Below are 25,737 nucleotides of genomic sequence, written 5' to 3'. Positions count from 1 at the left end.
CCTGAAAACAAGTATTGCCTCTGTTCTACTCAAAGCATTTCTGATGGTCTTTTACAAACTGCTGAAAGGAATGAGGAGGGCGGCCGGTAAGCTGCTGCACCGTATCTGTTGTTTCGCTGAAACGGTCTTCACGGTAGGCACTCTCCAGTTCCAGCATGGCATCAATCATCCAATCAGGCATCTGTTTTTTCAGCATGGCGCTCCTGGCAGCATCCGCCGGAACATCAACATACTGCACCTGCCTTCCGCTTACCTCCCCGATAATCTGCGCCGCCTCCGGGTTTGAGATGGCCTCTGGTCCAGTAAGTTCATATGCTTTCCCTTCGTGGCCTGAACCGAGCAGCACCTCCACACTAACAGCGGCAATATCGCGCACATCTATAGATGCTATTTTACCACTGCCAGTAGAATGATAGAGTCTACCTTCATTCTTAATACTTTCAGCATCGTAGTGAATGTAATTCTGCATGAAGGAAGACGGCCGCAGAAATGTATAGGTAATACCGCTGTCTTCAATGTATTTTTCAATCTCTCTGTGCCAGTGCCCGATCATAAAACCCGGCTCCGCATCAGCATAGATGACTGATAGCTTCACAAGGTGCTTTACACCTTTTCGCTTCGCCTCGTCTACCAGCGTTTTCGCCATTTCCACCTGGTCTTTTGCGAATGGCGTCACCATAAAAACTTTGTCCACATGCGTGAAAGCAGCATGCAGTGAGTCCTGATCTTTAAAGTCCATCTCCACCACTTCCACATTAGGCAGCCGCTTCAGGTTTTCTCCTTTGATGATAGAATGAACGCCTGCCCGCACCCGTATATCCTCATCCATCATAGAAAGCTGTATTGCCACCTCTTTTCCAATAGTGCCCGTAGCGCCTGTTACCAATATTGTCTTATGCATAGTTTTATCTCTTAGCGTTATTCCTCCTCTTACGGCTTTTTCAGGAATCTTGGTTGGTCTTCAGCCTCAAAAGCTATTCTCTTCCTTCTGCCACTTTGCTGATGGCCTGGTATGAGAATAAATAATACCCCAGCCGCACTGTTCTTTGCAAACAAACTTACTTTTTGCTGCTTACTGTAACCAGGTACATTTTACCGTTTTCGTTGGTAATGAGGAGTTGGTCTGGCGAAAGGTAAAGTATGGCTTCGGCCTGTCCTGTTCTGGCTATAGGCAGGCAGCTGCGTTTGCCGCTGAAATTTACACGCCCGTCTTCCATCTCAAAAAGATACAACCTTCCATAGCCTAACAAGGCAAACTGATCCTGTGCCGGAGACATGGCAGCTGCCGTAATCGGAGACTTCACGCGGAGTTCTTCCTGAGGTGCTAATGTATATTCGCCTCCTTTAGCTGGAAGGCTGTAGCGCTTTGTAATGGTTTTGCACAGGGCGCGGCTTTTGGTGAAGAGGTAGAGGCTGTCAGTGTGATAGAGGAAGCCTTCCAAATCGTAGTGGCGTTCAGGGCGGGGTGGCGGGAACTCAGTTTGATCAGCGTAACTGAAGCGGATAGTGTCATCTACAGTCCTTGTCTCTGGCTGTAGCTTATACACCTGCAGGTTTTGGCGGTTGTTAGCATTGTTCCCAAAGTCTCCGATATAAAGCTGCCCCTGCTCATCCTCCGCCAAATCTTCCCAGTCCCGGTTAGGCACCTGCAGCGGGACTGTTTGCAGCAGCTCCCCCTTCAGGTTAAACAGGTATAACTCATTCAGCGACCCGCCATCAGAATGCGTCCAGAAAGTGGAATCAGAGGCGAAGGCAAGGCCGGAGCTCTCAGAGATGCGGCTGTCGAGTCTGCCTATCCTTTGCACCTCCACGCGATAAGCTTTCCGCAGGCGCACAAAGTCGCTGTTGCGCCTGTCGGAGCCGCAGCCGCAGAACATGGCTTGCAGGTAAACATATACCGTGAAGAGTTTAATGAGCATGTATTCTTATGCTTAATGTCTGGAACAAAACAGAATTTTCTAAGAGGGATCCAACCTGCGCAGCACCTCCTCCGGGTCTGCCCAGTACTGGCGGCTATACACCTTTATAAAAGGCCAGTGGCGCTGCTGTAGTAACTGGGGCACATCGGCATGCGAGTGCCGTACGGAGAGGTGGCTGTAGTATAAATCGTCATCCGTCAGCACAACACCTGTGTATTGCTGCCCCTGCACCTGTGTGAGGTCTGCAAATGGTACTTCCTGCTGCAGTGATGGCACTTCCTGCTGCAGGAAAGCTTTCAGCATGGGCACCTGTGTGGCAGTGGCAGTCTGCTTCGGCCTATACTCAAAATACCGCCTGCTCACCTGCTGCGCATACTGCAGGTACGCCTGCAGGAGCTTCGGCCCCGGGTGCAGCGTGTTGTCCACCAGCAGCTGCTCTGCCCTGATACTGCTCACTACCATTATCTGCTGTTTGGCGCGCGTAATAGCCACATTCAGGCGGTTTGCCCCTCCTGTCTGGTTCAGGCTGCCGAACTGCATGGCCATGCGTCCGTTGGCATCCGGCGCGTATCCCACTGAAAGAATAATAACTTCTTTTTCGTCTCCCTGAATGTTTTCAATGTTCTTCACCAGCACCGCTGCGGGCACCTTAATTCCCTGCTCCTGCGCCTTGTCCTCCAGCAGGTCCTGCACCAGCATTTGCTGCGTATAGTTGAAGGTGATAACGCCTATCTCCTCCTGCCCTGCCTGCAGCAACTGCAGCACCAGTTCCACCACCCGCTCCGCCTCCGGCAGATTGGCATTATCCTGCCACTGCCCATATACTTTGATAAACTTAATTGCCGGGTTGCGGGCATTGGCATCCTGCAGTTCCGGAATCAGCTCTAACTTCTCGCGGTAGAAGTGGCGGTTCGAAAACTGTATCAGCTCCGGATAACGGCTGCGGTAGTGCTGCGTAAGCATGGCCTGAGGCAAATAGAGGCTGCACAGCTGCAGCAACGACTCGGATGACAGTTCCTCTACCTCCTCCCCCTCTGCGGCACTCCAGCGGGCACGGTACAAGTCGGACGGCTTCAACTGTTGCTCGTCGCCAGCTATCACCATTTGCTTGCCGCGCTGCATGGCAGGTAAGCCTGTTTCGGCAAAACACTGGGAGGCCTCATCAAAAATGACAAGGTCAAAACATTGCGCCAGCGGCAGCACCGCCGACACGGTTTCCGGAGATGCCAGCCAGCAGGGCACCAGGTTCAGCATCTCTTCAGAGAAGAGCGAGAATAGTTTGCGGAGCGGGTACAGGCTGCGCTTCTTGCTCACCTGCGCCTGTAGCCTGCGGTAGGTTACGGCATTGCCCAGGCGGTTGTGCTCCATATGGCTATAGGTCTGCTCCCGCAGTTGCGACAGCACAATCTCCTGGCTCAGGTTCATTTTTTCCTGCAGCAAACCCTGCAGTTCGACCTCCAGCCGTTCCAGTTCTCCACTCGATGGCATGCGCAGTTCCGGATGCTCTGCCTCCAGTTCATGCAGCCAGGCTAAGTACAGGCTGTTCAGGAACAAAGCCTCAGCTTCCTCAGCAGATTTTCGTCCATTGTCCAGCAGAGCTTGAGCTACCTCCCGCTCCGGTTTGCTGAGTGCGGCATACACCGTATCATGCGCCACCAGTGGCTCGAAGTGCTTCTGCAGTGCCTGCAGCAGTTTCGCGCCATAGGTATCCTTTTCGATGAGTCGCTTTAACTGCGTATCCGGCAGCCATTGCAGCCATACTTTATACTTGGTACTAAAAGCCTGTATACATTGGCTCAGTACCTCCAGGTGCGCCACCAGTTCTACTTTAGTGTGCAATCTCTCCTCCAGCACTTCGTCGCGGTGGAGTTGCCGAAGCTGCTGATAAGCGGTAAGTGCCTGCTCTGCCTCCGCCAGTTTTTGCAGAATATGGTCCTTTGCGTCAGTAATCTGTAGTTTATAGCTGATGCTTTTGTTCAGTTGCTGCAGCTGTTCCCCAGCCTGCTGCCGCAAGTCCAGGCGCTGTTGCAGTTGCGCCACATGTACCTCATTCAACTCCTGCTGATACAGTTCCAGTGCCTGCTGCAATAGTTTCTTCTCCTGGGAGAAAAACCAGCCAATGCTCTTCAGCCACTGCCCGCGCTGCTCATTGTAAGTTATAATAGCTTTTTTTAAAGCAGGCAACTGCAGGGCAGGAACGGTAGCATCCGGTGCAGGCGTAGCCTGGTATATTTCTTTCAGCTTACTTACCTGCTGTTTCAGGTCGTCTGCCTTTACCCGCCCTTTCAGAAGCTCCTGCACCGTTGATAACACTTCCGGCTGCTGTAACAGCTTTTGTAAAGCGGCTACAGTCGGCAGCGCTGCTTCAAACCGGGGCAGATCATCCGGCGTAAAACCATACCCACTCAGAGCGCTCACCTGCTGCTGCAGTTGCGCATACTGCGTGGGCAGTTCTTTAATAGTCTGCTCCAGTTCCTGCCGCTGTGGCCAGCCATAGTCTTTCATGCTGTGTCGCTCTCTCCAGACAAAATCATCCTTCTCAAAAGGAATGTCTTCCAGCAGGTACTGCCGCAGGCGTGGCAGAAAATCTGCTACGGCTGTTGCGGTAAAATGCCTGTAAACAGGTAGCGAAATATGCGGCTGCTGCAGGCTGCTGCGCAGGTACAGCTCTTTCGGAGACCAGCCACAGCGGCTTGTATCAAAAAGCGCCTGCTTGAAAGCTTCCAGTTTTTCGGTACAGCGATTAATGCCACGGCTCACTTCCAGGAAACGGCGATCGGTGTAAATGCTGTTGAGGGCGAGGTTCTGCTTTTTATATTCTTCCAGTGCCTCTATCTGCTCAAGCAGCTGCTTGTAAATGCTGCTGCGGTCTGCATTGATATCATGCACGAGGGCAGCAAATTTATCGAGGCCTTTCTGCGCCAAACGCTGGTGCACCACGTCCAAGGCGGCTCGTTTCTGGCTTACCACCAGCACCTTCTTGCCTCTTGCTGTAAAATCAGACACGAGGTTACAAATTAACTGGGATTTACCGGTGCCCGGCGGGCCCTGCACCACCAGCGACCTGTCCTGCTTCACTGCCTGAAGTGCCGCCTCCTGCGAGGCATCCATGTCGAAGACAGTGAAGGTTTGCTGTGCCTGTGCAGGTGCATTAGCGGCTTCAGGGGAGGGAGCAAACAACTCTACCATATCCTGTAGCCCCTCCCGCTCCAGCAGTTCATCATAATCGGAGAGCAGGTAAGAGGCTGCCTGCGGGTAAATTCCGATTACGGCCTCTTGCTCCAGGTGCAGTTGCCCCGGCTTCAGTTCGGCCTCAAAGTCTGCCTTTTTATAATCGCGGAAAGGCTTCAGCTTATCGTTAAAAAACTCACGCCCCACCGTGATGGCCAGCTGATGCAATTTCAGCAATTCATAGATTTGCGTACGGAACTCCAGTGGGTGGCGCGGCAGCGTGCTCAGGTCCAGTTCAGTGAGCGGCTCAACCAGCGGCACACCCATATAGTGCGCGTAAGCCAGCAGAAAGCTTTGATTAAACTGTGGCGGCTGCGAAGTGTCCGGCACCATTTCCCACTCCTGCGCCCCGTTTACCTGCAGTTGCACAGGGAAAAACAGCAGAGGAGAGCGAACCGTTGTGCCGTCTGAAAATTTGCCGTGCACAAAGGGCCAGCCGACATATAACTCCCGGCTGCCGCGTTCCTCGTAAATCATATCGGCCTTGCGCCGGATGTAGCGCAACCGCCGGCTGACCGGCGCCACAGGAGCATGCCGGCTGTCGGCGTAGGGGCTGATCGGAATTCTTTTTTTGCCAGATAGCAGGCTCTCCAGTACAGCAAAGGCAGGCTTGCTGTTCAGGAAATCCAGTTCCTCCACATCCAGGTGCATCTCCCGCGACAGGCGCAGCAACAGCAAGGCTCTGTTGCTGGAGCCCAGGTTGAGTAGCCTGCGTCGGTAGTTTTTAAGGATGTTTTTCATGTGTCGCTGTCCCGTTAACGGTGATACGCTAACGTTAGTCTATCGAAAAAGCGGCAAGTTAGTTTGAAATGGCTAGAGATGGAAATGAGCAGGTTGCCGCGATTTTTTATTTAGGTAGGTGCAGCATTACCTTTTAAGCACTAAAGCAAATTTAAAGTACTTACACATAGCTTTGTATATCCAGCTTTATGCTACACTACACATAGAGCGACTTAAAAATACTTTAATTTAATGAGGCAATTTCTCATAAAAATCGTATAAAATACAAAGTAAGTACATTTCTACAGGTCATTTTACCCTAATGCCCTGACCTTTTGCAGGCACAGCACTACAAACTATTGCCAATGGGTTCTATGAAAAAGCTTAGCACGCATGACTTACATCCTTCTCTACCTAAAGTAAGAAATGTTGATTCTTCTATAGCTAGTGCAGCACTTTTGAACATAGTTCTGTGCATGTTTTCTTGTGCACATATTTTAGCCGGGATCATGTTGTCTTTTCTGAACACGGATTTATATTATACTTATTTAAAAGAAGATGGCTACATAGAATATTTCACAGCTGTCTTCTTAATAATATTATCTGCTTTTTGTTTTTATAAAGCTTTGTTCAGCGGGAGGAAGTTACCGATGCTGTTTTTTTATGCGGCGGCTTTTATATTCTTTCTAGGCTTTGGCGAAGAAATATCATGGGGCCAGCGGATATTTGGATTTGCAACACCTGATGATCTGGAGAAAATTAATGCTCAGAAAGAATTTAACCTCCACAACATCCACCTGAATGGTGTAAACCTGAATAAGGTTATTTTTGGAAAGGTGCTGTATACCTTCGTTTTCATTTATTTTTTGGGCTTCCCATTACTTTACCGCCGTAAAAATTGGTTTAGACAGCTAGTTGACAAAATCGATTTACCGATACCTACCACCACCCAAAGCCTGATATACTTTCTGTCCTTCTTCAGCATTCTGCTCATAAGAGAAGGTGAAAAGTGGGAGTTGCAGGAGTTTGCATTAGCAAGCTTTGTGTTCTTCTCTTTTCTACTTCCCTCTAATACATGGTTAAACAGGAACACTGCATATTCTGCCGAAGCCTGATTTTAGCACAAAAGTATGCCCTGCAAATGAGGCTTAACCTTCTTTAGCACCAAAGCTCCTGCAATTAGTTAAGCTGGCTGCCATGCCTCCTGATGACTTTTGAGTCCCATGCTCCGCTACCGCTCAGGACAAGTACAGGACCACGATTAGGAAGTAAAAGAGGCGCGTTGGGTTCCGAAAGATGAGGCAAAGAACTGCCCACGTTCAAGAATGAGCGGCAGGCTCTTGAAAAAGCAACAGAGCTGATCAGTACTTTGTGAGGAGCAGGCTGATTATCTTCTATAGCTGGAGGTATGGCCTCAGTTTCTCAAACATTTCTGACGAAACAAGCCGCACCTTTTGTACGTCCTCCAGTCGTTCATAATTCCCGTGCTGCTCCCGATATGCTACAATGGCACGTGCAGCATTAGAGGAAACATACGGATGCATTTTCAGCTCATCAGCCGTAACAGTGTTCAGGTTTAATTGCTGGGGTGCGTATGTGTCAGGCACAAAAGTATATTTCTGAAGGCTGTCTATTATCTCGGGCTGCAGCCCATATACTTCCTTCAGCTGTACTATGGTATAAAAGCCGCCCAAGCCCTCTCTATACTTCACGATACGCGCTGATAGCTTAGAACCTATTCCTCTGATTTGCTTTAGCTGTGTAGTATCGGCAGTGTTGATGTTGAAAGGGGCCAGTATAAACCGCTCCCGTGGAGGACGGCTGTTGTTCCAGTTAGGGTCCGGGATTGGGCGCTCGTTGCGGGCCACATCTTTTGAACGGCTATACCTGGCTGGCTTTTCCTCCGGCAACTGGATGTAAGGGTAAAACCGTTGGAAAACGGAATCCGGGAGGCCATAGATTTCGCCTAACTCTGCTTTATAGCTAAAGTCCCCTATTTTGTTGCGGTAGTTGAGGATGCGCTGTGCCAGGTACTTTGGCAAACCATAAGCCTGCCACTCCTCTGCTGTCAGCTGGTTGGGGTTAAAAGGCTGCAGCGCTACTGTTGGCCGCCTGTAAGGACTGCTGCTGCGCTCCGGCTGCCTGGCCTCTAATTGGGCTACCAGGCTGTCCAGTATCTGCTTGTCGGAGGCGCTGCGGCTGTTAAAAGTGGGTGTGTAAAGTGCATGAAAAAGTAATGGTGCTGCCGTAAGCAGCACCATTATACCAAACAACAACAGGAAGCCGTTCACCTCGCTTTGCGAAAAAACAAAGTAACGCCGGATCCAGTGCCTGATCTGTTTCATCCGTTCATTTATTTGTTCGGCTCCCGATGCTCCGGCTCATCATCGTTATCGAGATAAGAATCCGGCTCAGGTCTCGGAGGTGTCGTCATCACCTTTATAAAGAAAAATATCATCAGTCCGGTTACCAGCGTTATCGTGGTAAGCATGACAATAAGTGCGGATGTATTCATAATTTCTTAGTTAAGTCGTCCTTCTCTAACTCTTTTCTTATACGCCGTGTACACCAGCAGTGCCAGTGCAACCCAGACAGCTAGTAACAGGATACGCGACGCGTTTACAAAGAATATCTGGTTCTCAAGCAGTTGTATAGCAGCCGGGTCTGTGGCTGCAGCCAGCTTTTCCTTTAAATCGACGTTCTTTATTTTGTTGATGATGGAGCTGTTGTCCAGCACCCAGGGGCCAATCATAGCAGCACCCCAGTCACCACCTTTTGGTGTAAACAAGGAACCCAGGAATACCCATAACAGCAACAGTGGCGTAATAAACTTGATGATGAATTTATAGAAGTTTGGCACTTTGATATCAGAACCGGAGGTAATTTCCCTCCATCCTTTCCTGATGCCAAACACCCATGAAAACAGGATGGTTTCGAACAGGGCAAAAACAACCAGCGATACTGTACCGGCCCAGTAGTCATACTCATCAAACACGCCATACTTAAAGAACAGCACGGTTGGCATACCCAACAGGAACACGAACAAACCGAATGACCAGGCAGCGGATTTGCGCCCCCAGTTAAACTCATCCTGCAGGAAGCCGATCCAAGGCGTACCCATGGCCAGCGATGATGTGATACCTGCGAAGAATAACAAGCCAAACCACATCACACCGGATAAAGCGCCTAACAAATCACCCCACTGGTAGAACAGGTAAGGCAGTGTCTGGAAGGCTAGTCCTAAACCACCTGACTGCACCATTTCCGACACCCGATCTACGCCCAGGTAACCGATAGAGATTGGGATGAGGATAGACGCGCCCAGCACTACTTCCACAAATTCGTTCATCCATCCGGCAGACATCGCATTCAGGGCAATGTCGTCGTTGCCCCGCACATAAGAGGCGTAGCAATGCACCGTACCCATACCTACGGAAAGGGTAAAGAAAATCTGCCCGGCTGCAGCTAACCACACCGTAGGCGACCAAAGCCGATCGAAGTTCGGTGTCCAGAGGAAGTTAAGGCCGACAGAGCTGTCGTTGATGGCGCCGTTCTCACCGGCAGTAAGCGTAACACCTCTGAAAGCAAGGAAGAGGCCGAATATAATAAGCATCGGCATACCTATTTTAGCAACACGCTCCACACCTGATGCGAGCCCCTGCGACAGAATCCAAGTGTTGAGTAACAGGCAAATTACATAGAAAACGATGGGCTCATAAGGCACACCTAATGTAGAAGTACCCAAACTAACATACTCGCCAAAGAAGCTTGCCACCCCTTCCTGGTCCAAACCACTGAAAGTGCCTATAACGGAGTGGAAGACGTAAGAAAGCGTCCAGGATTCAATGTAGCAGTAATAAGCCGCAACCGCAATGTTTGTCCAGATACCGAACACGCCCACGTATTTCCAGAGGCGGTTTTTGCCCATGGTATCCACTATAAATGGGGTAGAGTGGTGTCCGTGCTTCCCCCCGAAGCGGCCCATCGACCACTCGATCCAGAGGAGGGGAATACCCATCACCAGAAAACAGATAAGATAAGGAATAATAAAGGCGCCGCCTCCGTTCTGTACCGCCTGTACCGGAAAACGGAGGAAGTTTCCGAGACCCACGGCATTGCCGGCCATCGCTAAGATGAGACCGACACGTGAGCCCCACGATTCTTTGTTAGCACTCATAAAGTAAGGTAGAAGTGTTAGATTAGTGTTGGTTGATAAAGGTTAGCTTATAGTAGGCTGAATTTAAAGGTTCCAATATAGAGAATGCATCCGACAGCACCATTTAAAATCAGAAATTTTTAATATAGCCTGGGGCAGAGCAGCAGTTGTCCCCCACTGTTGCTTTGCCCCAGGTTTTTACTGTATACTATACTGCCTGCTCCGCCACCATCTGTATGCCTTGCAGAAAAGTGTGCGGTCTGTAGCCAAGCTCCGTTTCTGCTTTGCGGATACTGAAGCCTGTGCGCGCCGGCCGTTTGGCTGGCTGCGTGAAGGTGCTACCGTCTGCTTTATCTATCAGGCCTTTATCCAGGGCGAAGAAATCCGCTACCTGCAGCGCCATGTCGTAAGGCGTCAGCATTTCGCTCCCGGAGATGTTAAAGATGCCTTCCGCGTCTTTTTCTATGGTCAGCCAGCAGCCCATTGCCAGGTCCTCGGCCAGGGTGGGCGTACGAAACTGGTCGGTTACCACTTTAATCACTTTACCAGCCTGCAGGCTATCTCTTACCCATAACACGATGTTAGATCGGCCATAGTCGTGGGCGATACCGAATACCAGCACGGTCCGCAGAATGGCCCATTTGCATTTTGCCTTCTTCACAACCTCCTCTGCCTGCAGCTTTGTCTCACCATAAAAGTTCACCGGGTTGGCTTTGGCTTCCTCATCATATGGCCCATCTTCCCCATCAAAAATGAAGTCAGTGGACAGATGCACCAGGTGCACGTTGTACTTTTCACAGGCGTTGACCAGATACTGCACAGCATCGCGGTTCAGGAGCACAGCGCCATCACGGTCTGTTTCGCACTGGTCCACGTTGGTCATGGCAGCGGTATGGATGATGTGGGTCGGGCGGAACTCACTTACCACCTGCTCTACCTCCTCCGGCTTTGTTACGTCCATGCTTCGGAATGGCAGCGTTGGCAACACTTCGAACAGTTTATTCTCTCCCCGGCTAGTCGCCAGCAGTTTTACACCCTGCCTTGGCAGTAGTAGTTCTGCCAGCTTCTGGCCCAGCAGACCGTTGGAGCCTGTAATTAGTATCTTTTTCATTCGTTGTTATTTCTGAAGTGTCTGCGTGTTGTAGTCGTAATCATACTTTCTGGCGATCTTTCTCTTCCGCATGTTCTCCACCTTCACCTTCATTTTGATGTCGCTCAATGGGCGGTCACGGCCATCTTTGGGCTGTTCTGCTATTTTATCGACTACATCCAGTCCGTCTACTACCTGCCCGAAAACAGTATACACCCCGTCCAGCATGGGAGTGCCGTCATGGTTCTCCACAATATAAAACTGAGAACCGCTGGAGGCTCTGGATGGATTCACCCTATCATCCTGGCGAGCTGCAGCCACGGCACCGCGCACATGCTTGTGCGCCGGATTTATTTCGGCAGGAACGGTATAACCGGGGTTACCCGCGCCATCGTTACGAGGCTCACTGTCTTTTGTGTTCGGGTCACCGCCCTGTATCATAAATCCATCTATGACACGATGGAAAGTGGTGCCGTCGTAAAAGCCTTCCCGTGCTAGTTTTAAGAAGTTCTCTTTGTGTTGTGGGGTATCATCGAAAAGAATCAGCTTTATCTCACCTTGCGGTGTTTCAATTGTCACCAATAGGTCTTTTCCCTTCGGCTTCTGAGCCAGCACAGCGGCAGGCCAAAGCATCATCATCACGGCCACTAAGGCTATACTTTTTAGCAGTCTCATCTTTCAATAAAATGGTTTAAACTTCTCGCACTTTTACCTGCGCATAGTTAACAGGTTCTCAAAATTAAGTCTTTTTCGCTCTGCTTTAAGTTTTTTTAACATTTTCTACCTTGATACCTGCAGATGATTTTTGAGCAAGTGGTATATGCATAAAGGGGCTCTACCTATAGGCATGTCATTTTGTTCTTCAGTATGTTATATGCTGTTCCTCTTACATAGAAATTTTGCACACTAAAACAGCCATTTTAAACAATGGCAGGTAAGTTCATGCTAAAAAGCACTGGTTGTTTGCCCAGCGTTAAATTAACAATTTCATAAATAACTAATCTAAAAGCACTACAAGCGAAGGCAAAAGTTAAACTTAACTACTTTAAAACTGCACTGAATCAGGCAAAACAGCTTTGTCTTTTAAAACATGATAAAAAAGGGTTAATTTTAAGATACTGACAAATCAACTTAAGCTACCTGATGAAGAAAGTCATCCTTTTCACACTATTTTCCCTGATTTCTTATACCAATCTGCTGGCACAAGCAGAACGAACTTACTCTATTGATGAGCAGATAGATACCGCTGTTGCCCCTACCGCCGAGTTTATTTCCGATATCATCTTTTATGAAGTAACTATAGCAGGTAATCCTATCCCGCTTATCCTGGTCTGGCTTCTGGCTGGCGCCATCTTTTTTACCTTTTACCTGGGCTTCATTAACTTCAGGGGCTTTAAGCACGCGATTGACATCGTGCGCGGGAAATACAACCAACCGGATGCCACTGGGGAAGTGTCACACTTCCAGGCGCTGACAGCAGCTGTTTCCGGCACAGTGGGTTTGGGTAATATAGCGGGTGTCGCTATTGCTATCTCCTTGGGTGGTCCCGGCGCTACCTTCTGGATGATAATGGCAGGCTTGCTAGGCATGTCCTCTAAGTTTGTGTCCTGTACGCTGGGTGTAAAGTATCGCGATGTGCATGCTGACGGCACGGTTTCCGGCGGACCGATGCATTACCTGAGCAAGGGACTGAAGGAAAAAGGCATGGGCAAGCTCGGTAAGTTCCTGGCTGCCTTCTTTGCGTTTATGTGTATAGGCGGTGCTTTCGGAGCCGGCAACATGTTCCAGATCAACCAGGCGACACAGCAGTTTATTAGCGTGACAGGTGGCGAGGCATCTTTTTTTGCATCTGGTAACGCCTGGATATTCGGCCTGATCATGTCGGTGCTGGTGGGGCTGGTCATTATCGGCGGTATGAAGAGTATTGCGCAGGTAACGGAGAAGGTAGTACCGCTGATGTGTGGTATTTACATTGTTGCCGCTATCATCGTGCTCCTTGTCAACATCACCCGAATACCGGAAGCATTTGCATTGATATTTGAGGGTGCCTTTACAACCACTGCTGTGGCAGGTGGTATAGTCGGGGTGATGATTCAGGGCTTAAGAAGAGGCCTTTTCTCTAACGAAGCGGGTATCGGCTCTGCCTCTATTGCGCACTCCGCCGTTAAGACCAACGTGCCGGTAACGGAGGGCTTTGTTGCTTCGTTGGAGCCATTCATTGATACCGTGATTGTGTGTACCATGACTGCCTTGGTGATTGTGGTGACAGGTGCTTATACTATGGATATAGGCGATGGTATCGCCCTCACGTCCGCTTCGTTTGCCACGGTTATCAGTTGGTTCCCGCTGGTGCTGGCAGGTGCCGTTATTCTTTTCGCCTTCTCTACCATGATCACCTGGTCTTACTACGGACTGAAGTCCTGGACATACCTTTTCGGTAACACCCGGGCTGCTGACGTGAGCTTTAAAGTTATCTTCTGTCTCTTTATCATACTGGGTGCCCCGATGCAACTGGGCAGCGTGGTGGCCTTCTCTGATGCTATGTTGTTTGCCATGAGCATTCCAAACATGGTGGGGCTTTATATACTCGCCCCGGACGTGAAGCGCGAGATGCAGGCTTTCCTGAGCTATGCCCGGTCTTCTAAAAAGCAGCCGCTAACGGAGGATGCTGTGGAAGCAGCGCAGGCTTAGTTCTTGGACAAAAGAATCATTGACAAAGGACAAAGGAACTCGTTGGCCAGTTGCATCAGTTTAACCTCCCTTCTGCCAGGTTCCTTTCAGGAGGACATATATTCAGGATAAGAAAGGTTTCCGTAAACCCTGATACTATAACGTATAAATGGCAAGAGCCGCTTCAGTCAAACGGAAGCGGCTCTTCTTGTTAAATCAGGTTTGCCTATACTTCGCTGCGCTGCGCTTTGATGCTCTTTAAAATAGCATCGCCACCCTGGCCCAGGATTTTTTTCGCCAGTTGCTCGCCCAGCGCCTCGGCTTCTGCTGTTTGGCCGGTGAACGTTTCCTGCAACAGCGTCTGGCCGTCTAAGCTGACAAGGCCTCCGGTTATACTAATGCCGTCCTCTGTTAGCGTTGCTAGCGCAAAAGATGGGATACTACAGCCACCTTCCATTGTTCTCAGGAACCCGCGTTCTGCCAGCAGACTGGTATGGGTGTCTGTATGGTCTAGCGCCTCTTTTATCGCCTGCTTCAGTTCCGGCTCCAGGTCTCTGGCACACTCAATTGCTACACTGCCTTGGCCGGCAGCGGGCACAAACTCATCTTCCGGAAAAGTATGCACAATTAGGTTATCATAGCCCATGCGCACTACTCCGGCGTAAGCCAGCATCAGGGCATCAAACTGCTTTTCTTCCAGTTTGCGCAGGCGTGTCTGCAGGTTTCCTCTTGATTCGGCCGTGGTGACATTGGGGTAGTACTTCTTCAGCAAAGCCCTTCTGCGGGTGGAGGAGGTTCCGATTTTCGCAGTGCTGCCGCGCTCCAGCTTAAAGTTAGGGTCAAAGCTCAGGATGACGTCGTTTACCTGCTCGCGCTCCATAAACGCAATTAACTCTAAATCAGCCGGAATGGTAGATTGCACATCTTTGGCGCTATGCACCGCAATTTCTACCTTTCCCTCGCGCAGGCTTACCTCCAGCTCTTCTGTAAAAACGCCTTTAGAGCCGATCTTATCCAGCGACTTATCCAACACCTGGTCGCCTTTGGTACTGATAATCACTAACTCTGTTTTAAGGCCGGCAGCCTGTAGCTTTTCAGCGGCTGCCTCTGCCTGCCACAGCGCCAGCTTGCTGCCGCGTGTGCCAATGCGTATCATTTTATCTGGTATATTCGTCATATATACTTTCTGTTGCTTCCTGTGCTTTAGAGGCCAAATTGCTGCATGGTTTAATTGTTAATTCTCAGGATGAGGCAGAATCAGCAGTCAAACAATTTAGCCATTTAACCATTTAACAAATTATCCTTTACGCAGATAACCTGCTATTTGAATAGAGCTATCTACAAATACCATTTTTGGGTTTGCATTTCGCTCGATGTGGTAGTGTGCCTGGTTTAGCTCCTCTGCCAACTCTTCAGCATTCGCTTCTGTTATCACTTTCGAAAACTTCTGTACAAAGTCCAGTTCAGCGGGCGGTAGAAACGTGATGAGAGAATTATCTACGCCAAAGAGCATGACCTTACGGAACAGGTTGAGGGCATAGAGCAGGAAGTTCTTCTGGTTCTCCCGGCCCAGTGTCTGAAACTTGTCACTCATGTCAATCAAATCCGTGAACTTATAGCTGTAGCAGTGGCGCATCCATTCAGTGAAAAACACAAAGTAGTCGCTGCTGATTTCAGTAGTCAGTTTGGCGGCCGCATTCAGATTTCCTTCGGCTAGCTGTGCAATTTGGTTGGCCGTTGTATCGTCAGCACTATACTTTTGCTGCAGGTGTGCCACTACTTCCTGCTCTGTAAAATTGCGCACCTTCACAATCTGGGTACGTGAAGTAATGGTGGCTAGCAGTTTCTCCGCAGACTGCGACACGAGCAAAAACAGCGTTTGCGCTGGCGGCTCCTCCAGCAGTTTCAGCAGGGCATTGGCCGCGGATGAGTGCATGAGTTCCGGCAACCAGATGACAACTATTTTATAGGCTCCCTCAAAGGCTTTCAGCGACACCAGCTTTACCAACTGGCGACTTTCGTCTTTCGAGATATTGCCCTGTTTATTCTCCGCGCCAATATGCTGCATCCACTCGTTCAGGCCCTGGTAAGGACTAGCCAGCACAAACTCACGCCACTCGATCATAAACTTATTGCTCAGCGCGTCTTTGCTCACAGACTTGGTGGTGGTAACAGGCATCACAAAGTTAAAGTCCGGGTGCACCAGTTTGTTCATCTTTGCGCAGCTGTTGCAGGTGCCACACGAATCTTCAGGCTGTTTGTTCTCGCAGTTAATGTAGGTGGCATAAGCCAGCGCCAGCGCCAGGTTGGCACTACCTTCCTGCCCCAGAAACAGCTGTGCGTGCGCCACATGGTTCTGCTGCACCGACTTCAGCAACAAAGCCTTCTTTTCCTGATGACCTATGATGTTTTTGAACTGCACCTTGGGGGAATTATGAAATAAAAATTATGAATTATGAATGGCTAAGTGGTTCAATTGTTAGATGGTTAAACCGCTATAGGATTGTCTCCGGGGATAACCAGTAAACATGAATCAACAATTTAACAATGCAGCCATTCAACTATCAGCAATTAGCAATCAATTCTTCGCGTAATGCTGCGTTTGCTCGAATACATTGTATAGTATGGCTCTCTCCGTTTCATCAAATGGAATGTTGCGGCGCTCCATTACTTTGGCTGCAACCTCGAAGGCTTTGCTTAGCTGGTAAGTCTCAAGCCCTGCCGCCCCGCCCCAACTGAAGGAAGGAATGAAGTTAGGCGGGAAACCAGCACCGAAGATATTGGCACTTACGCCTACTACCGTTCCGGTATTAAACATGGTGTTGATACCCGATTTGCTGTGGTCGCCCATAATCAACCCGCAGAACTGCTGCCCTGTGCCTTTAAGTCCACCTGTGGTATAATTCCAAAGCTTTACTTCCGCATAGTTATTTTTCAGATTGGAGGTGTTGGTATCAGCACCCAGGTTACACCATTCTCCTATCACAGAGTTACCCAGAAATCCTTCGTGGCCTTTGTTGCTATAGCCTAGAATTACAGAAGCACTTACCTCTCCGCCTACTTTACAGAAAGGGCCAACTGTTACATCGCCGCGCATCTTTCCGCCCATGTTTACATTGCTGCCCTCACACAAAGCAAACGGCCCCCTAATCACGGCGCCTTCATGTACCTGGGCATCTTTGCCAATGTAGATGGGGCCGTTTTCTGCGTTCAGCACAGCCGCACGTATATTCACGCCTTCCTCTATAAAGATATTCTCTTCCGCATACACCATCGTGTGCCTGTCATTTACAGGCTGGCTTTGCCGGTCTTTTGTCAGCACCTTAAAATCACTGCAAATCAGCTGACCGTTGTTGAGAAAAATATCCCATACATCTTTCATGATAGTGCAAGTATCGCACTCCTGCCTTCTGGAAGCAGTATGAGAAATCAATTCTTCTATGGTATGCATCTCCAGGTTATCGCCGTTAAGCGCAACAAGCGTGTCTCCGTAGTACAGTGCTTCTCCCATCTTTAGCTCCCGGACAGACTGCAGCAGGTTTTCATCCGGACAGACAGCACCGTTGATGTACAGGTTGTGCGTACCAAAGAACACCTTAAATTTCTCCTGCAGGTATGGCTGTGTCAGGTAAGAGACAGCCTCTCCCATATAGGTGATCCATTTTTCGGCAATCGTGATTATACCAACACGTATATCGGCCACTGGCCTCGTAAAAGTGAGGGGCAGCAGGTTCTGCCGTATGGTAGGTTCGTCGAAAAGAATAATATTCATAAGGGCAAAAATAAAGAAGTCTTCCCGATATTCTCAGGAAGACTTCTTTTTTGAAACGTTTTAACCGGAATTAACCGCTTATTTCTTTTGGTAACGCTGCTTGAACTTGTCGATACGACCTGCAGTATCCACAAACAGGTTTTTACCAGTGTAGAATGGATGTGAAGCAGAAGAAACCTCGACCTTGATAACCGGATATTCTTTGCCGTCTTCCATGGTGATGGTTTCATCAGAAGTCATGGTAGAGCGCGTGATGATTTTGTAATCGCTGGATGTATCCTGGAAAACCACCTCTCTGTATTCTGGATGAATGCCTTTTTTCATTATTATAAACGTTAATTAACCTTAATTCTCTATCGGACTGCAAATTTACAAATTAATCCGGAAAGTAAAACGCTAGGGCTAAATTATTTTACAGGTAATTTAAACCAAGGGCTAAGGCAAATTCTTCTTAAATTTGCCTTAGCATCCGCCCCAGTTGGCAAAAACCGTAACCTGATACCCATGGCATTACCACTACAAGAACAGAACCTGATACTCGACAAGGCACAGATTGAGCAGAAAATCATGCGTATCGCGTACCAAATCTACGAGAAGAACTTTGAAGAGCAGGAATTAGTGCTGGCTGGTATTTACGAGAACGGCTATACACTCGCGCAGATGCTGGCTGAAAAGCTGCAGGCTATCTCTCCTATTCAGGTACAGTTGCTATGCATAACGCTAAATAAAACCGTTCCCCTTAATGAGCCTATCATGATGGACCCAGAGCAGCCTTCCTTAACCGACAAAGTCATTGTGCTGGTAGATGATGTGCTGAATACAGGCAAAACACTGGCCTATACGTTAAACACTTTCCTGGCGCACAACCCGAAGAAAGTAGAAATTGCCACACTCGTAGACCGCCACCACCCGCTTTACCCTGTTGCCGCCACCTATACAGGTTACTCCCTGGCCACTACACTGAATGAGCACATTATGGTGTACCTGAACGAGGAGAAGTACGGGGCGTACCTTAATTAATTGCTAAATGGCTGCATTGTTGAATTGTTAATCTGTGGTCATTGCTCCTTTCATAGAATAACCATTTAACAATCAAACAATTTAATCATTAACATAGATGAAACAACTCTGCTTCGCCACCAATAACAAACATAAACTAGCCGAAGTAAGCCAGATGCTGGAGGGAAAGTATGAACTGCTCAGCCTGCAGGACATAGGCTGCCATGAAGAGCTACCGGAAGAACAGGATACGCTGGAAGGTAACTCCAGACAAAAGGCAGAATATGTGTGGCAGCACTACAACGTAAGCTGCTTTGCTGATGATACCGGACTGGAAGTAGAAGCTTTAGACGGTGCCCCAGGCGTTTACTCCGCACGCTATGCCGGCCCGCAGCGGTCCGACAGCGACAACATCCAGCACCTGCTGCAGAACCTGGCCCCGCACGAAAATTGCAAAGCCCGCTTCCGCACATCTATTACGCTGATACTGGACGGGAAGGAGCACCAGTTTGAGGGCACTGCGAAAGGCACCATCAGCAAGGAGTATAAAGGAAACAAAGGCTTTGGCTACGATCCGGTGTTTGTGCCCGAAGGCCACGACCGCACTTTCGCAGAAATGAGCGCTACCGAGAAAAATGCCATCAGCCACCGTGGGCGCGCCGTGCAGCAACTGGTGGCTTTCCTGAAAGCGCTCTGACTCATTGGCTTTAAAAAAGTGCGATGGCATTGGTCTTGTTCTGCTTAATGTCGTAATTTTGTAGCCTGAAACCATAGCTTCCTATGCAAAAGCCATTTATTGTCGGAATTACAGGAGGTAGTGCTTCAGGAAAGACGACTTTTTTAAACCAGTTACTCACGTCGTTCTCACCGGAAAACATCTGCCTGATTTCTCAGGACAATTATTATAAATCCCGCGAGTTCCAGACCAAAGACTTGAACGGAATCGTTAATTTCGACCTCCCTTCCTGCATCGACGATGAGGCGTATGCTCACGATATTGTAAAGCTGAGCAAGGGAGAAACCGTTCACCGCACGGAGTATACTTTTAACAACCCGAACGTAGTGCCGAAGCAACTGGAATTTAAGCCGGCTCCTATTGTGGTAGTGGAGGGTATCTTCGTTTTTTACTTTGAAGAGATCGCCAAACTGCTGGATCTGAAAGTATTTATAGACGCCAAAGAGTACATTAAACTGCAGCGTCGCATCGTCCGCGACCGCATTGAGCGGGGCTATGACCTGGAAGATGTGCTGTACCGCTACACCCACCACGTAGCACCGACCTACGAAAAATACATTAAGCCGTATAAAAACGACGCCGACATCGTTATCCCGAACAACGAGCATTTCGAGAGAGGGCTAGAGGTGCTTACCACATTCTTAAACGCGAAAATAAAAGCATGAGGCACAAGTTTGCTGTAATCGGACTGGGCATATTCGGAAACTCCATTGCCCGCACACTGGCCGAGCGTGGCGCCGAGGTCATTGCCATTGACTACTCTGAAGACCATGTGGAAGCCATAAAAGATGAGGTGGCCTATGCCGTGGCCTTCGATGCCACCGACATCCGTGCACTGGAGGCACAGAACATACAGGACATGGATGCCGTGATAGTGGCCATCGGCGAAGACTTCGAGGCCGTGCTGATTACGACGGCGAACTTACAGGAACTGAACGTAAAACGCGTGATTACGCGGGCCTCTAACAAACAGCAGCGCCGCATTCTGGAGAAGATGGGCGTGCAGGAGATTCTGTCGCCGGAGGGTGAGGTAGGTAAAACGGTGGCTGAGCGCCTGCTGCAGCCCAGCATCCGCACGTTCCTTCCCTTACCTGACAATTACGAGATTGTAGAACTGAACGCACCGCGTAACATCGCTAACCGCAGTGTTGCGAAGATATCCCTCCGCGAAAAGTATAACCTCAACCTAATAACGATAAAGCGATTCTTTGAAGAGATCCAGGACGGGAAGCCAACGCAGGTAGAGCATATTATCGGTGTACCAAAGGCCGACACCATCATTTATCCCTCAGATATTCTGATTCTTATTGGCAAGAAGCACGATGTAAAGCGATTTATTGATATAAACCGCTAAGGATTTCTTTTTTAAAATAAAAAAGGCATTACATTTGTAAACAATACATTACCAATGCCAAACGCTAAAAACATATCCAACTGCTTTAAGCATCTTCTGATGTCTTTTACCTTGCTGTGGGCACTTGTGCTCAACGGACAGGAGGTAGTGGCGTATACTTCGGCGGTAAATGGCCCGGCACAGCAGTCCAATTCCAAACTGGCTACTGTCCCTGACTCAGAGAACAAAAACGTTGTAAAGCAGAAGGTATCGCTGGAGGCAACTACCTCCTTCGTAGCGCTTAACCTGCAGCAGGCCGCAGTGCCACTGCCGCAGCAGCCATCCTTTGCCAAACCCACTGACGAGCTTTTGCCGGCTTACACAACCATACCTCCGGGTATAGGCTTTGTATCCCGTATTTTCCCTATCACCATTCAGCCTAACGCCCCTTAGGCTTTCCTCCCCTTCATTTTTTATTCCCTTTGCTAATTTCCAGCGCTTTGGCAGGCTAATATTCTTTAGCCGACGGAACGCATCCGAGGCTTTTTACAGTTGCCTATAAAAGGAGAAGGGAAAACTATAGTATTCAAACAAATTCAATTATACCAATTCTATTATTAATCTAAAATGCGGAATAAAACATTTATAATTGTTCTGACAGTTATTGTATCGGCACTTTGCCTTTACTACCTGTCTTTCTCTTTTGTTGCCCGCAGTGTGCAGAATAATGCTGAAGCGTATGCTACGGATGCACAAGGCAATTTAAATCCTGCAAAACTGCAGAATTACCTCGATTCTGTTTCGCGGGAGCCTGTTTACATGGGCATGACCTATCAGGAGGTAAAAGAAAACGAACTTGGCCTTGGCCTCGACCTGAAAGGCGGTATGCACGTGGTGCTGGAGGTGTCTCCGGTGGAGATTATCCGCTCTATGTCCGGCAACAGCAAAGACCCTAACTTCCTGAAGGCCCTTAACCGTGCACAGGAATTGCAAAAAAACAGCCAAGCGCGCTTTACAACTCTTTTTGCAGAGGCTTATCGTGAAGTTGAGCCAGATGGCCGCCTGAGCCGCATCTTCTCTAACACTGCGAACCGTGGCAGAATCAGCTACGAGTCTACGAACGAGGAGGTTGTTGAAGTAATTGAAAAAGAGGTTGATGATGCCATTGATCGCTCTTTTAACATCCTGCGCACGCGTATTGACAGATTTGGTGTTACACAGCCAAACATTCAGCGCCTGGAAGGTACAGGCCGTATTCAGATTGAGTTACCGGGTATCGACAACCCGGACCGCGTACGCAACCTGTTGCAGGGCATGGCAAACCTCGAGTTCTGGGAAGTATGGTCTCCACAGGAGTTCAGCCCTTACTTTGCTCAGTTGGGCCAGTACCTGAATGAGCAGCAGCGCGCCGGTAACCTGAACATTGCAACCGATAACACTACTACTCCACAAAATGCTACTGGCAATGCAGCCGTTGTTAGAGACGATACAGATGTGTTGGCACAGGCTGCTGTAACAGATTCTGCCGTTACAGATACTACTGCCATCGCTTCTACACAAACAGACAGCGCTGCAGCAGTTGCGGCAACTTCCACACTTGACTCTTTGGCTAACGCGCAGCAAAATAATGTGCTAGCTAGTCTGTTTACACAAATGCCTAGTGGCATCGGTGCGAACGTACGCGATACAGCCCAAATCAACGATATCCTCAGCCGCCCGGAAGTACGCGGCATGTTCCCTTCTAACATGAAGTTCCTGTGGAGTGTGAAGCCAATTTCAGGTGATAACCGCCAGGATTTTGTGGAGTTCTACGCTATAAAAAGAGGCCGCGGTGGCGACGCCCCATTAACAGGCGAGGCTATCAACGATGCACGTCAGGACTTCGACCAGACAGGCCGCCCGGAAATCAGCATGACGATGAACCCAACAGGAGCTAAGAAATGGGCTCGCCTGACAGGTGATAACGTGGGCCGCCAAGTAGCTATCGTGCTGGATAACTATGTGTATTCTGCACCAGTGGTACAAGGTGAGATTTCGGGCGGTAGCTCTTCTATCTCCGGTAACTTTACTATAGAAGAAGCGCAGGACTTAGCAAACATTCTGAAAGCTGGTAAAATGCCAGCTCCAACACGCATTGTGGAAGAAGCCGTAGTAGGTCCTTCTCTTGGCCAGGAAGCCATTAACCAAGGACTGATTTCTACTTTGGCTGGTTTCGCTATCGTGGTTATCTTTATGATTGCTTACTACAGCCGTGGCGGTTTTATTGCTGACCTGGCCCTTCTTTTCAACGTGTTCTTTATCCTGGGTGTGCTGGCACAGTTTAATGCTGCGCTTACACTACCTGGTATCGCAGGTATTGTGCTTACGTTAGGTATGGCCGTGGATGCGAACGTACTGATATTTGAGCGTATGCGGGAAGAGTCTTTGAAAGGACTGTCGATGCGTGAGATCATCAACAAAGGGTATGACAAAGCTTTCAGTACCATTTTGGATGCGAACGTTACAACATTCCTTGTAGGCTTTATCCTTTATTTCTTCGGTTCCGGTCCTGTTAAAGGCTTCGCTATTACGCTGATGATCGGTATTGTAACGTCGTTCTTTACATCAGTATTCATCTCAAGAGTGTTTGTTGAGAATGCTTTCAAGAGAGGTGGTAAGCTGTCGTTCTCGACGCTGATTTCCGGTAAAATGTTCAGGAATATCAAGTTTGATGTGATGGCGTACAGAAAGCCAGCTTATGCCTTTTCTGTGGCAATATTGGCTTTTGGATTTGTAGCGATGTACATCAACGGTGGCCCTAACCTGGGTGTTGACTTCAAAGGTGGTCGTTCTTATGTAATAGAGCTTGATCAGGCTGTTCCGGCATCTGATGTACGTACTGCCCTGGCAGATGATTTCCAGGAGGCGGGTACTGAGGTGAAAACCTATGACACGCCTAACCGCTTGAAAGTTACAACGAGCTGGTTGGCAGATGATGAAAGTACACAGGCAGATGAGCAGGTAAAAGCAGCTTTGATGAGTGGCCTGGAGGAGTACGGCAATTTGAACCCGGAAATACTAAGTTCTTCTAAAGTAGGTGCCACTATAGCCGATGACATTCAGAACACTGCTTTGATTGCGATGCTGCTGGCCTTGGTAGGTATCTTCCTATACGTAATGCTTCGATTCAGAAAATGGCAGTTTTCCCTTGGAGGCGTGGTAGCCTTGTTGCACGACGCCCTGATGATTATAGCCGTATTCTCTATCCTGGACCTGTTTGGTATCTCTTATGAGATTGACCAGGTGTTCATTGCTGCGGTGCTAACCATTATCGGTTTCTCAATCAATGATACCGTGGTAATCTTTGACCGTGTGCGGGAGTACATGTATGATAATCCACGTGCCCACGTGAGAGAGATAGTGAACCCAGCCCTGATCAGCACCTTTAGCCGTACCATTATCACTTCCCTGACATTATTCCTGGTGGTTGTGATTCTGTTCTTCTTTGGTGGCGAAGTTCTTCGTGGCTTCTCACTGGCAATGATTATCGGTGTACTAGCCGGTACTTACTCTTCCCTGTTTATCGCTACTCCAATTGTAGTAGATACTATGAAGGATGAGGAAACGCCAGTTGCTTCAGCGCAGGTTGCACAGTCAGCTCGCTAAGAGACACAGGTATAAAAACAGAAAAGCCCGGAGCATATGCTCCGGGCTTTTCTGTTTTTATACCTTTCGTGTTACGACAAAACGAGCTGGCACCAGCAAGTTAAACATCGTGCAAAAGAAGAAGCCAGCTCCGTGAGGGGCTGGCTTCTTCTTTTATACTAGTGCTTGTACTTAAACGGTAATACCATCCGCAACAACTTCTCTCACTTCTGGCACCATGCGCTTCAACAGGTTCTCGATACCTGACTTCAGCGTAACAGTGGCAGACGGGCAACCGCTGCATGAACCTTGCAGGAATACAGTTACAACGCCATCGTGGTAAGACTTAAAGGTGATGTTACCACCATCCTGCTCAACAGCCGGACGCACATAGTTCTCCAACAGGTCAATTACTTTCTTAGAGATTTCCGCATCTTCTGCGGATGCTTCGCCGTCAGTAGCGGTAGTCTCTGGCTTGTTAACGGTAAAACCTTCGTTAAATGCCGGCCCGCCAGCCTCTGTATAAGACTTAAGGAAAGTGCGCAATTCCGGTATCAGCTTCACCCACTCTATATCTGAGCTTTTCGTAACCGTAACGAAGTTGCTCGCGATGAAAACACGTGATACATAGTCAAAGTTGAAAAGCTCCTGCGCCAGCGGCGACTCCAAAGCGCTTTCCAAAGTAGGATAATCCACGCTCTGGCCGTCTGGCAACAGTTGCACGTTCATCACAAACTTCATTGACTCAGGATTCGGGTTGGCTTCTGCGTATACAGAAACTACTTTTTCTTTATTTTCTATCATGATATTTCTCTGTTTTATATTAAAACCTAAGGCTATACCTTTAAGTTTCCAAAATTAGTCAATATTTCTGAGAAGTAGCAAAGCAGCACTTGTTGCCCGAACGGCAGTTAACAAACTCAAAGCTGTTGTAGCTCCTGCTCGGGTAATTAATGAAAGCTTCTATCTCAACTGCTAAGCACCATACATTCAGAAAGCAGTACAACTGATTATGCCTGATGATACAGCTTTAGCAACAGTCTGATACATGCAGATTCCTGTTTTCAGCACAAAAAACCTTCTTATTTTCTTAAGTATAAATCTCTGCCAATAAGGTTTAAAAGCTGCGTTTATACGTATAATCACACTTATTTTTATAGTTTCGTCTACTTAAAGCTCTTTTCCCAGTACTATTTTTGACGTATAGCGTATCTAACACCTTATATTGAATTCAAGTTTTAACGATACAACATATCATGGAAAGAGAAGATATAAAGAGAGAAGCAGATAAAGAACAGGTAAAGGAAACTATCTCTGATATCCAGAACAAGTCAAACTCATCAGCAAAGCCCTCAGATGGAAAGAATGATGATGTGGTTAAAGATGAAAACATACCTGTAACTTATATCGACACTGAACCGAAGGATATCCCCATAAAGCATTAGCAATAATTGTACATAAAAGATTGCTTCGGATACACGTAGAAC

The 25,737-nt window shown here is 48.5% G+C and carries 22 protein-coding genes; 9 read left to right on the top strand and 13 right to left on the bottom strand.

Annotated elements, in window-relative coordinates; genetic code table 11:
- Positions 1-25 precede the first annotated feature (25 nt).
- The 3 genes from E1919_RS02435 to E1919_RS02425 form a co-directional block, all read right to left on the bottom strand.
- Positions 26-901: an SDR family oxidoreductase gene (locus E1919_RS02435; protein ID WP_162051731.1), complete on the bottom strand. Its 876-nt coding sequence runs from the start codon at positions 899-901 to the stop codon at positions 26-28.
- Between the two features lie 157 nt (positions 902-1,058).
- Complete coding sequence (locus E1919_RS02430; RefSeq protein ID WP_162051730.1) at positions 1,059-1,919, bottom strand: NHL repeat-containing protein; 861 nt, start codon at positions 1,917-1,919, stop codon at positions 1,059-1,061.
- A 39-nt stretch (positions 1,920-1,958) separates the two neighbouring features.
- Complete coding sequence (locus E1919_RS02425) at positions 1,959-5,891, bottom strand: AAA domain-containing protein (protein ID WP_162051729.1); 3,933 nt, start codon at positions 5,889-5,891, stop codon at positions 1,959-1,961.
- 353 nt (positions 5,892-6,244) lie between these two features.
- Between E1919_RS02425 and E1919_RS02420 the strand changes: the two genes are divergently transcribed.
- Positions 6,245-6,985 carry a hypothetical protein gene (locus E1919_RS02420; RefSeq protein ID WP_162051728.1) on the top strand — a complete coding sequence of 247 codons (741 nt, stop codon included), beginning with the start codon at positions 6,245-6,247 and terminating at the stop codon, positions 6,983-6,985.
- A 279-nt stretch (positions 6,986-7,264) separates the two neighbouring features.
- Here E1919_RS02420 and E1919_RS02415 read toward each other — a convergent pair whose 3' ends face one another.
- The 5 genes from E1919_RS02415 to E1919_RS02400 form a co-directional block, all read right to left on the bottom strand.
- Positions 7,265-8,215, bottom strand: a complete 951-nt coding sequence (locus tag E1919_RS02415) for a ComEA family DNA-binding protein (protein ID WP_162051727.1) — start codon at positions 8,213-8,215, stop codon at positions 7,265-7,267.
- An 8-nt stretch (positions 8,216-8,223) separates the two neighbouring features.
- Positions 8,224-8,385, bottom strand: a complete 162-nt coding sequence (locus E1919_RS27255) for a hypothetical protein (RefSeq protein WP_202915827.1) — start codon at positions 8,383-8,385, stop codon at positions 8,224-8,226.
- Between the two features lie 6 nt (positions 8,386-8,391).
- Positions 8,392-10,047 carry a sodium-dependent transporter gene (locus E1919_RS02410; RefSeq protein WP_162051726.1) on the bottom strand — a complete coding sequence of 552 codons (1,656 nt, stop codon included), beginning with the start codon at positions 10,045-10,047 and terminating at the stop codon, positions 8,392-8,394.
- Positions 10,048-10,234: 187 nt separating this feature from the next.
- A complete protein-coding gene (locus E1919_RS02405; RefSeq protein ID WP_162051725.1) occupies positions 10,235-11,137 on the bottom strand; it encodes an SDR family oxidoreductase in 903 nt (300 codons plus the stop codon).
- Positions 11,138-11,143: 6 nt separating this feature from the next.
- A complete protein-coding gene (locus E1919_RS02400; protein WP_162051724.1) occupies positions 11,144-11,791 on the bottom strand; it encodes a peptidylprolyl isomerase in 648 nt (215 codons plus the stop codon).
- 468 nt (positions 11,792-12,259) lie between these two features.
- On the opposite strand from E1919_RS02400, the gene E1919_RS02395 reads away from it, so the two are divergent.
- On the top strand, positions 12,260-13,807 hold the full coding sequence (locus tag E1919_RS02395) for an alanine/glycine:cation symporter family protein (RefSeq protein WP_162051723.1): 1,548 nt from the start codon (positions 12,260-12,262) through the stop codon (positions 13,805-13,807).
- Between the two features lie 205 nt (positions 13,808-14,012).
- On the opposite strand, the gene hemC is transcribed toward E1919_RS02395, so the two are convergent.
- The 4 genes from hemC to E1919_RS02375 form a co-directional block, all read right to left on the bottom strand.
- Positions 14,013-14,963: a hydroxymethylbilane synthase gene (gene hemC, locus E1919_RS02390; RefSeq protein WP_162051722.1), complete on the bottom strand. Its 951-nt coding sequence runs from the start codon at positions 14,961-14,963 to the stop codon at positions 14,013-14,015.
- Positions 14,964-15,083: 120 nt separating this feature from the next.
- The gene (locus E1919_RS02385; protein WP_162051721.1) at positions 15,084-16,208 is read right to left on the bottom strand and encodes a DNA polymerase III subunit; all 1,125 of its coding nucleotides are present in this window, start codon (positions 16,206-16,208) and stop codon (positions 15,084-15,086) included.
- Positions 16,209-16,364: 156 nt separating this feature from the next.
- Entirely contained in the window at positions 16,365-17,558 is a 1,194-nt protein-coding gene (locus E1919_RS02380; RefSeq protein ID WP_162051720.1) for a GlmU family protein, read from the bottom strand.
- 78 nt (positions 17,559-17,636) lie between these two features.
- Positions 17,637-17,882, bottom strand: coding sequence for a type B 50S ribosomal protein L31 (locus E1919_RS02375; protein ID WP_115565539.1), 246 nt, complete (start codon positions 17,880-17,882; stop codon positions 17,637-17,639).
- 180 nt (positions 17,883-18,062) lie between these two features.
- Here E1919_RS02375 and E1919_RS02370 point away from each other — a divergent pair, with 180 nt between their 5' ends.
- From E1919_RS02370 to secDF, 6 genes are all read left to right on the top strand, one after another.
- Entirely contained in the window at positions 18,063-18,578 is a 516-nt protein-coding gene (locus E1919_RS02370; protein WP_162051719.1) for a phosphoribosyltransferase family protein, read from the top strand.
- Between the two features lie 97 nt (positions 18,579-18,675).
- On the top strand, positions 18,676-19,254 hold the full coding sequence (locus E1919_RS02365) for a non-canonical purine NTP diphosphatase (RefSeq protein WP_162051718.1): 579 nt from the start codon (positions 18,676-18,678) through the stop codon (positions 19,252-19,254).
- A gap of 83 nt (positions 19,255-19,337) precedes the next feature.
- Complete coding sequence (locus E1919_RS02360; protein ID WP_162051717.1) at positions 19,338-19,958, top strand: uridine kinase family protein; 621 nt, start codon at positions 19,338-19,340, stop codon at positions 19,956-19,958.
- On the top strand, positions 19,955-20,647 hold the full coding sequence (locus tag E1919_RS02355) for a potassium channel family protein (RefSeq protein ID WP_162051716.1): 693 nt from the start codon (positions 19,955-19,957) through the stop codon (positions 20,645-20,647). Before E1919_RS02360 ends, E1919_RS02355 begins: the two co-directional genes overlap by 4 nt.
- A 99-nt stretch (positions 20,648-20,746) precedes the next feature.
- Positions 20,747-21,079: an RNA methyltransferase gene (locus tag E1919_RS02350; RefSeq protein ID WP_162051715.1), complete on the top strand. Its 333-nt coding sequence runs from the start codon at positions 20,747-20,749 to the stop codon at positions 21,077-21,079.
- Between the two features lie 174 nt (positions 21,080-21,253).
- Positions 21,254-24,271: a protein translocase subunit SecDF gene (gene secDF, locus E1919_RS02345; RefSeq protein WP_162051714.1), complete on the top strand. Its 3,018-nt coding sequence runs from the start codon at positions 21,254-21,256 to the stop codon at positions 24,269-24,271.
- Between the two features lie 171 nt (positions 24,272-24,442).
- On the opposite strand, the gene E1919_RS02340 is transcribed toward secDF, so the two are convergent.
- A complete protein-coding gene (locus E1919_RS02340) occupies positions 24,443-25,054 on the bottom strand; it encodes a NifU family protein (protein ID WP_162051713.1) in 612 nt (203 codons plus the stop codon).
- A gap of 452 nt (positions 25,055-25,506) precedes the next feature.
- Between E1919_RS02340 and E1919_RS02335 the strand changes: the two genes are divergently transcribed.
- On the top strand, positions 25,507-25,695 hold the full coding sequence (locus E1919_RS02335) for a hypothetical protein (RefSeq protein ID WP_162051712.1): 189 nt from the start codon (positions 25,507-25,509) through the stop codon (positions 25,693-25,695).
- Positions 25,696-25,737 lie beyond the last annotated feature (42 nt).

The sequence above is a fragment of the Pontibacter pamirensis genome, from assembly GCF_010015475.1.
GTDB classification, from domain to species: Bacteria; Bacteroidota; Bacteroidia; order Cytophagales; family Hymenobacteraceae; genus Pontibacter; species Pontibacter pamirensis.
Note: the sequence above shows the minus strand (reverse complement) of the source record. Positions and strands in the feature narration are given on the sequence as shown.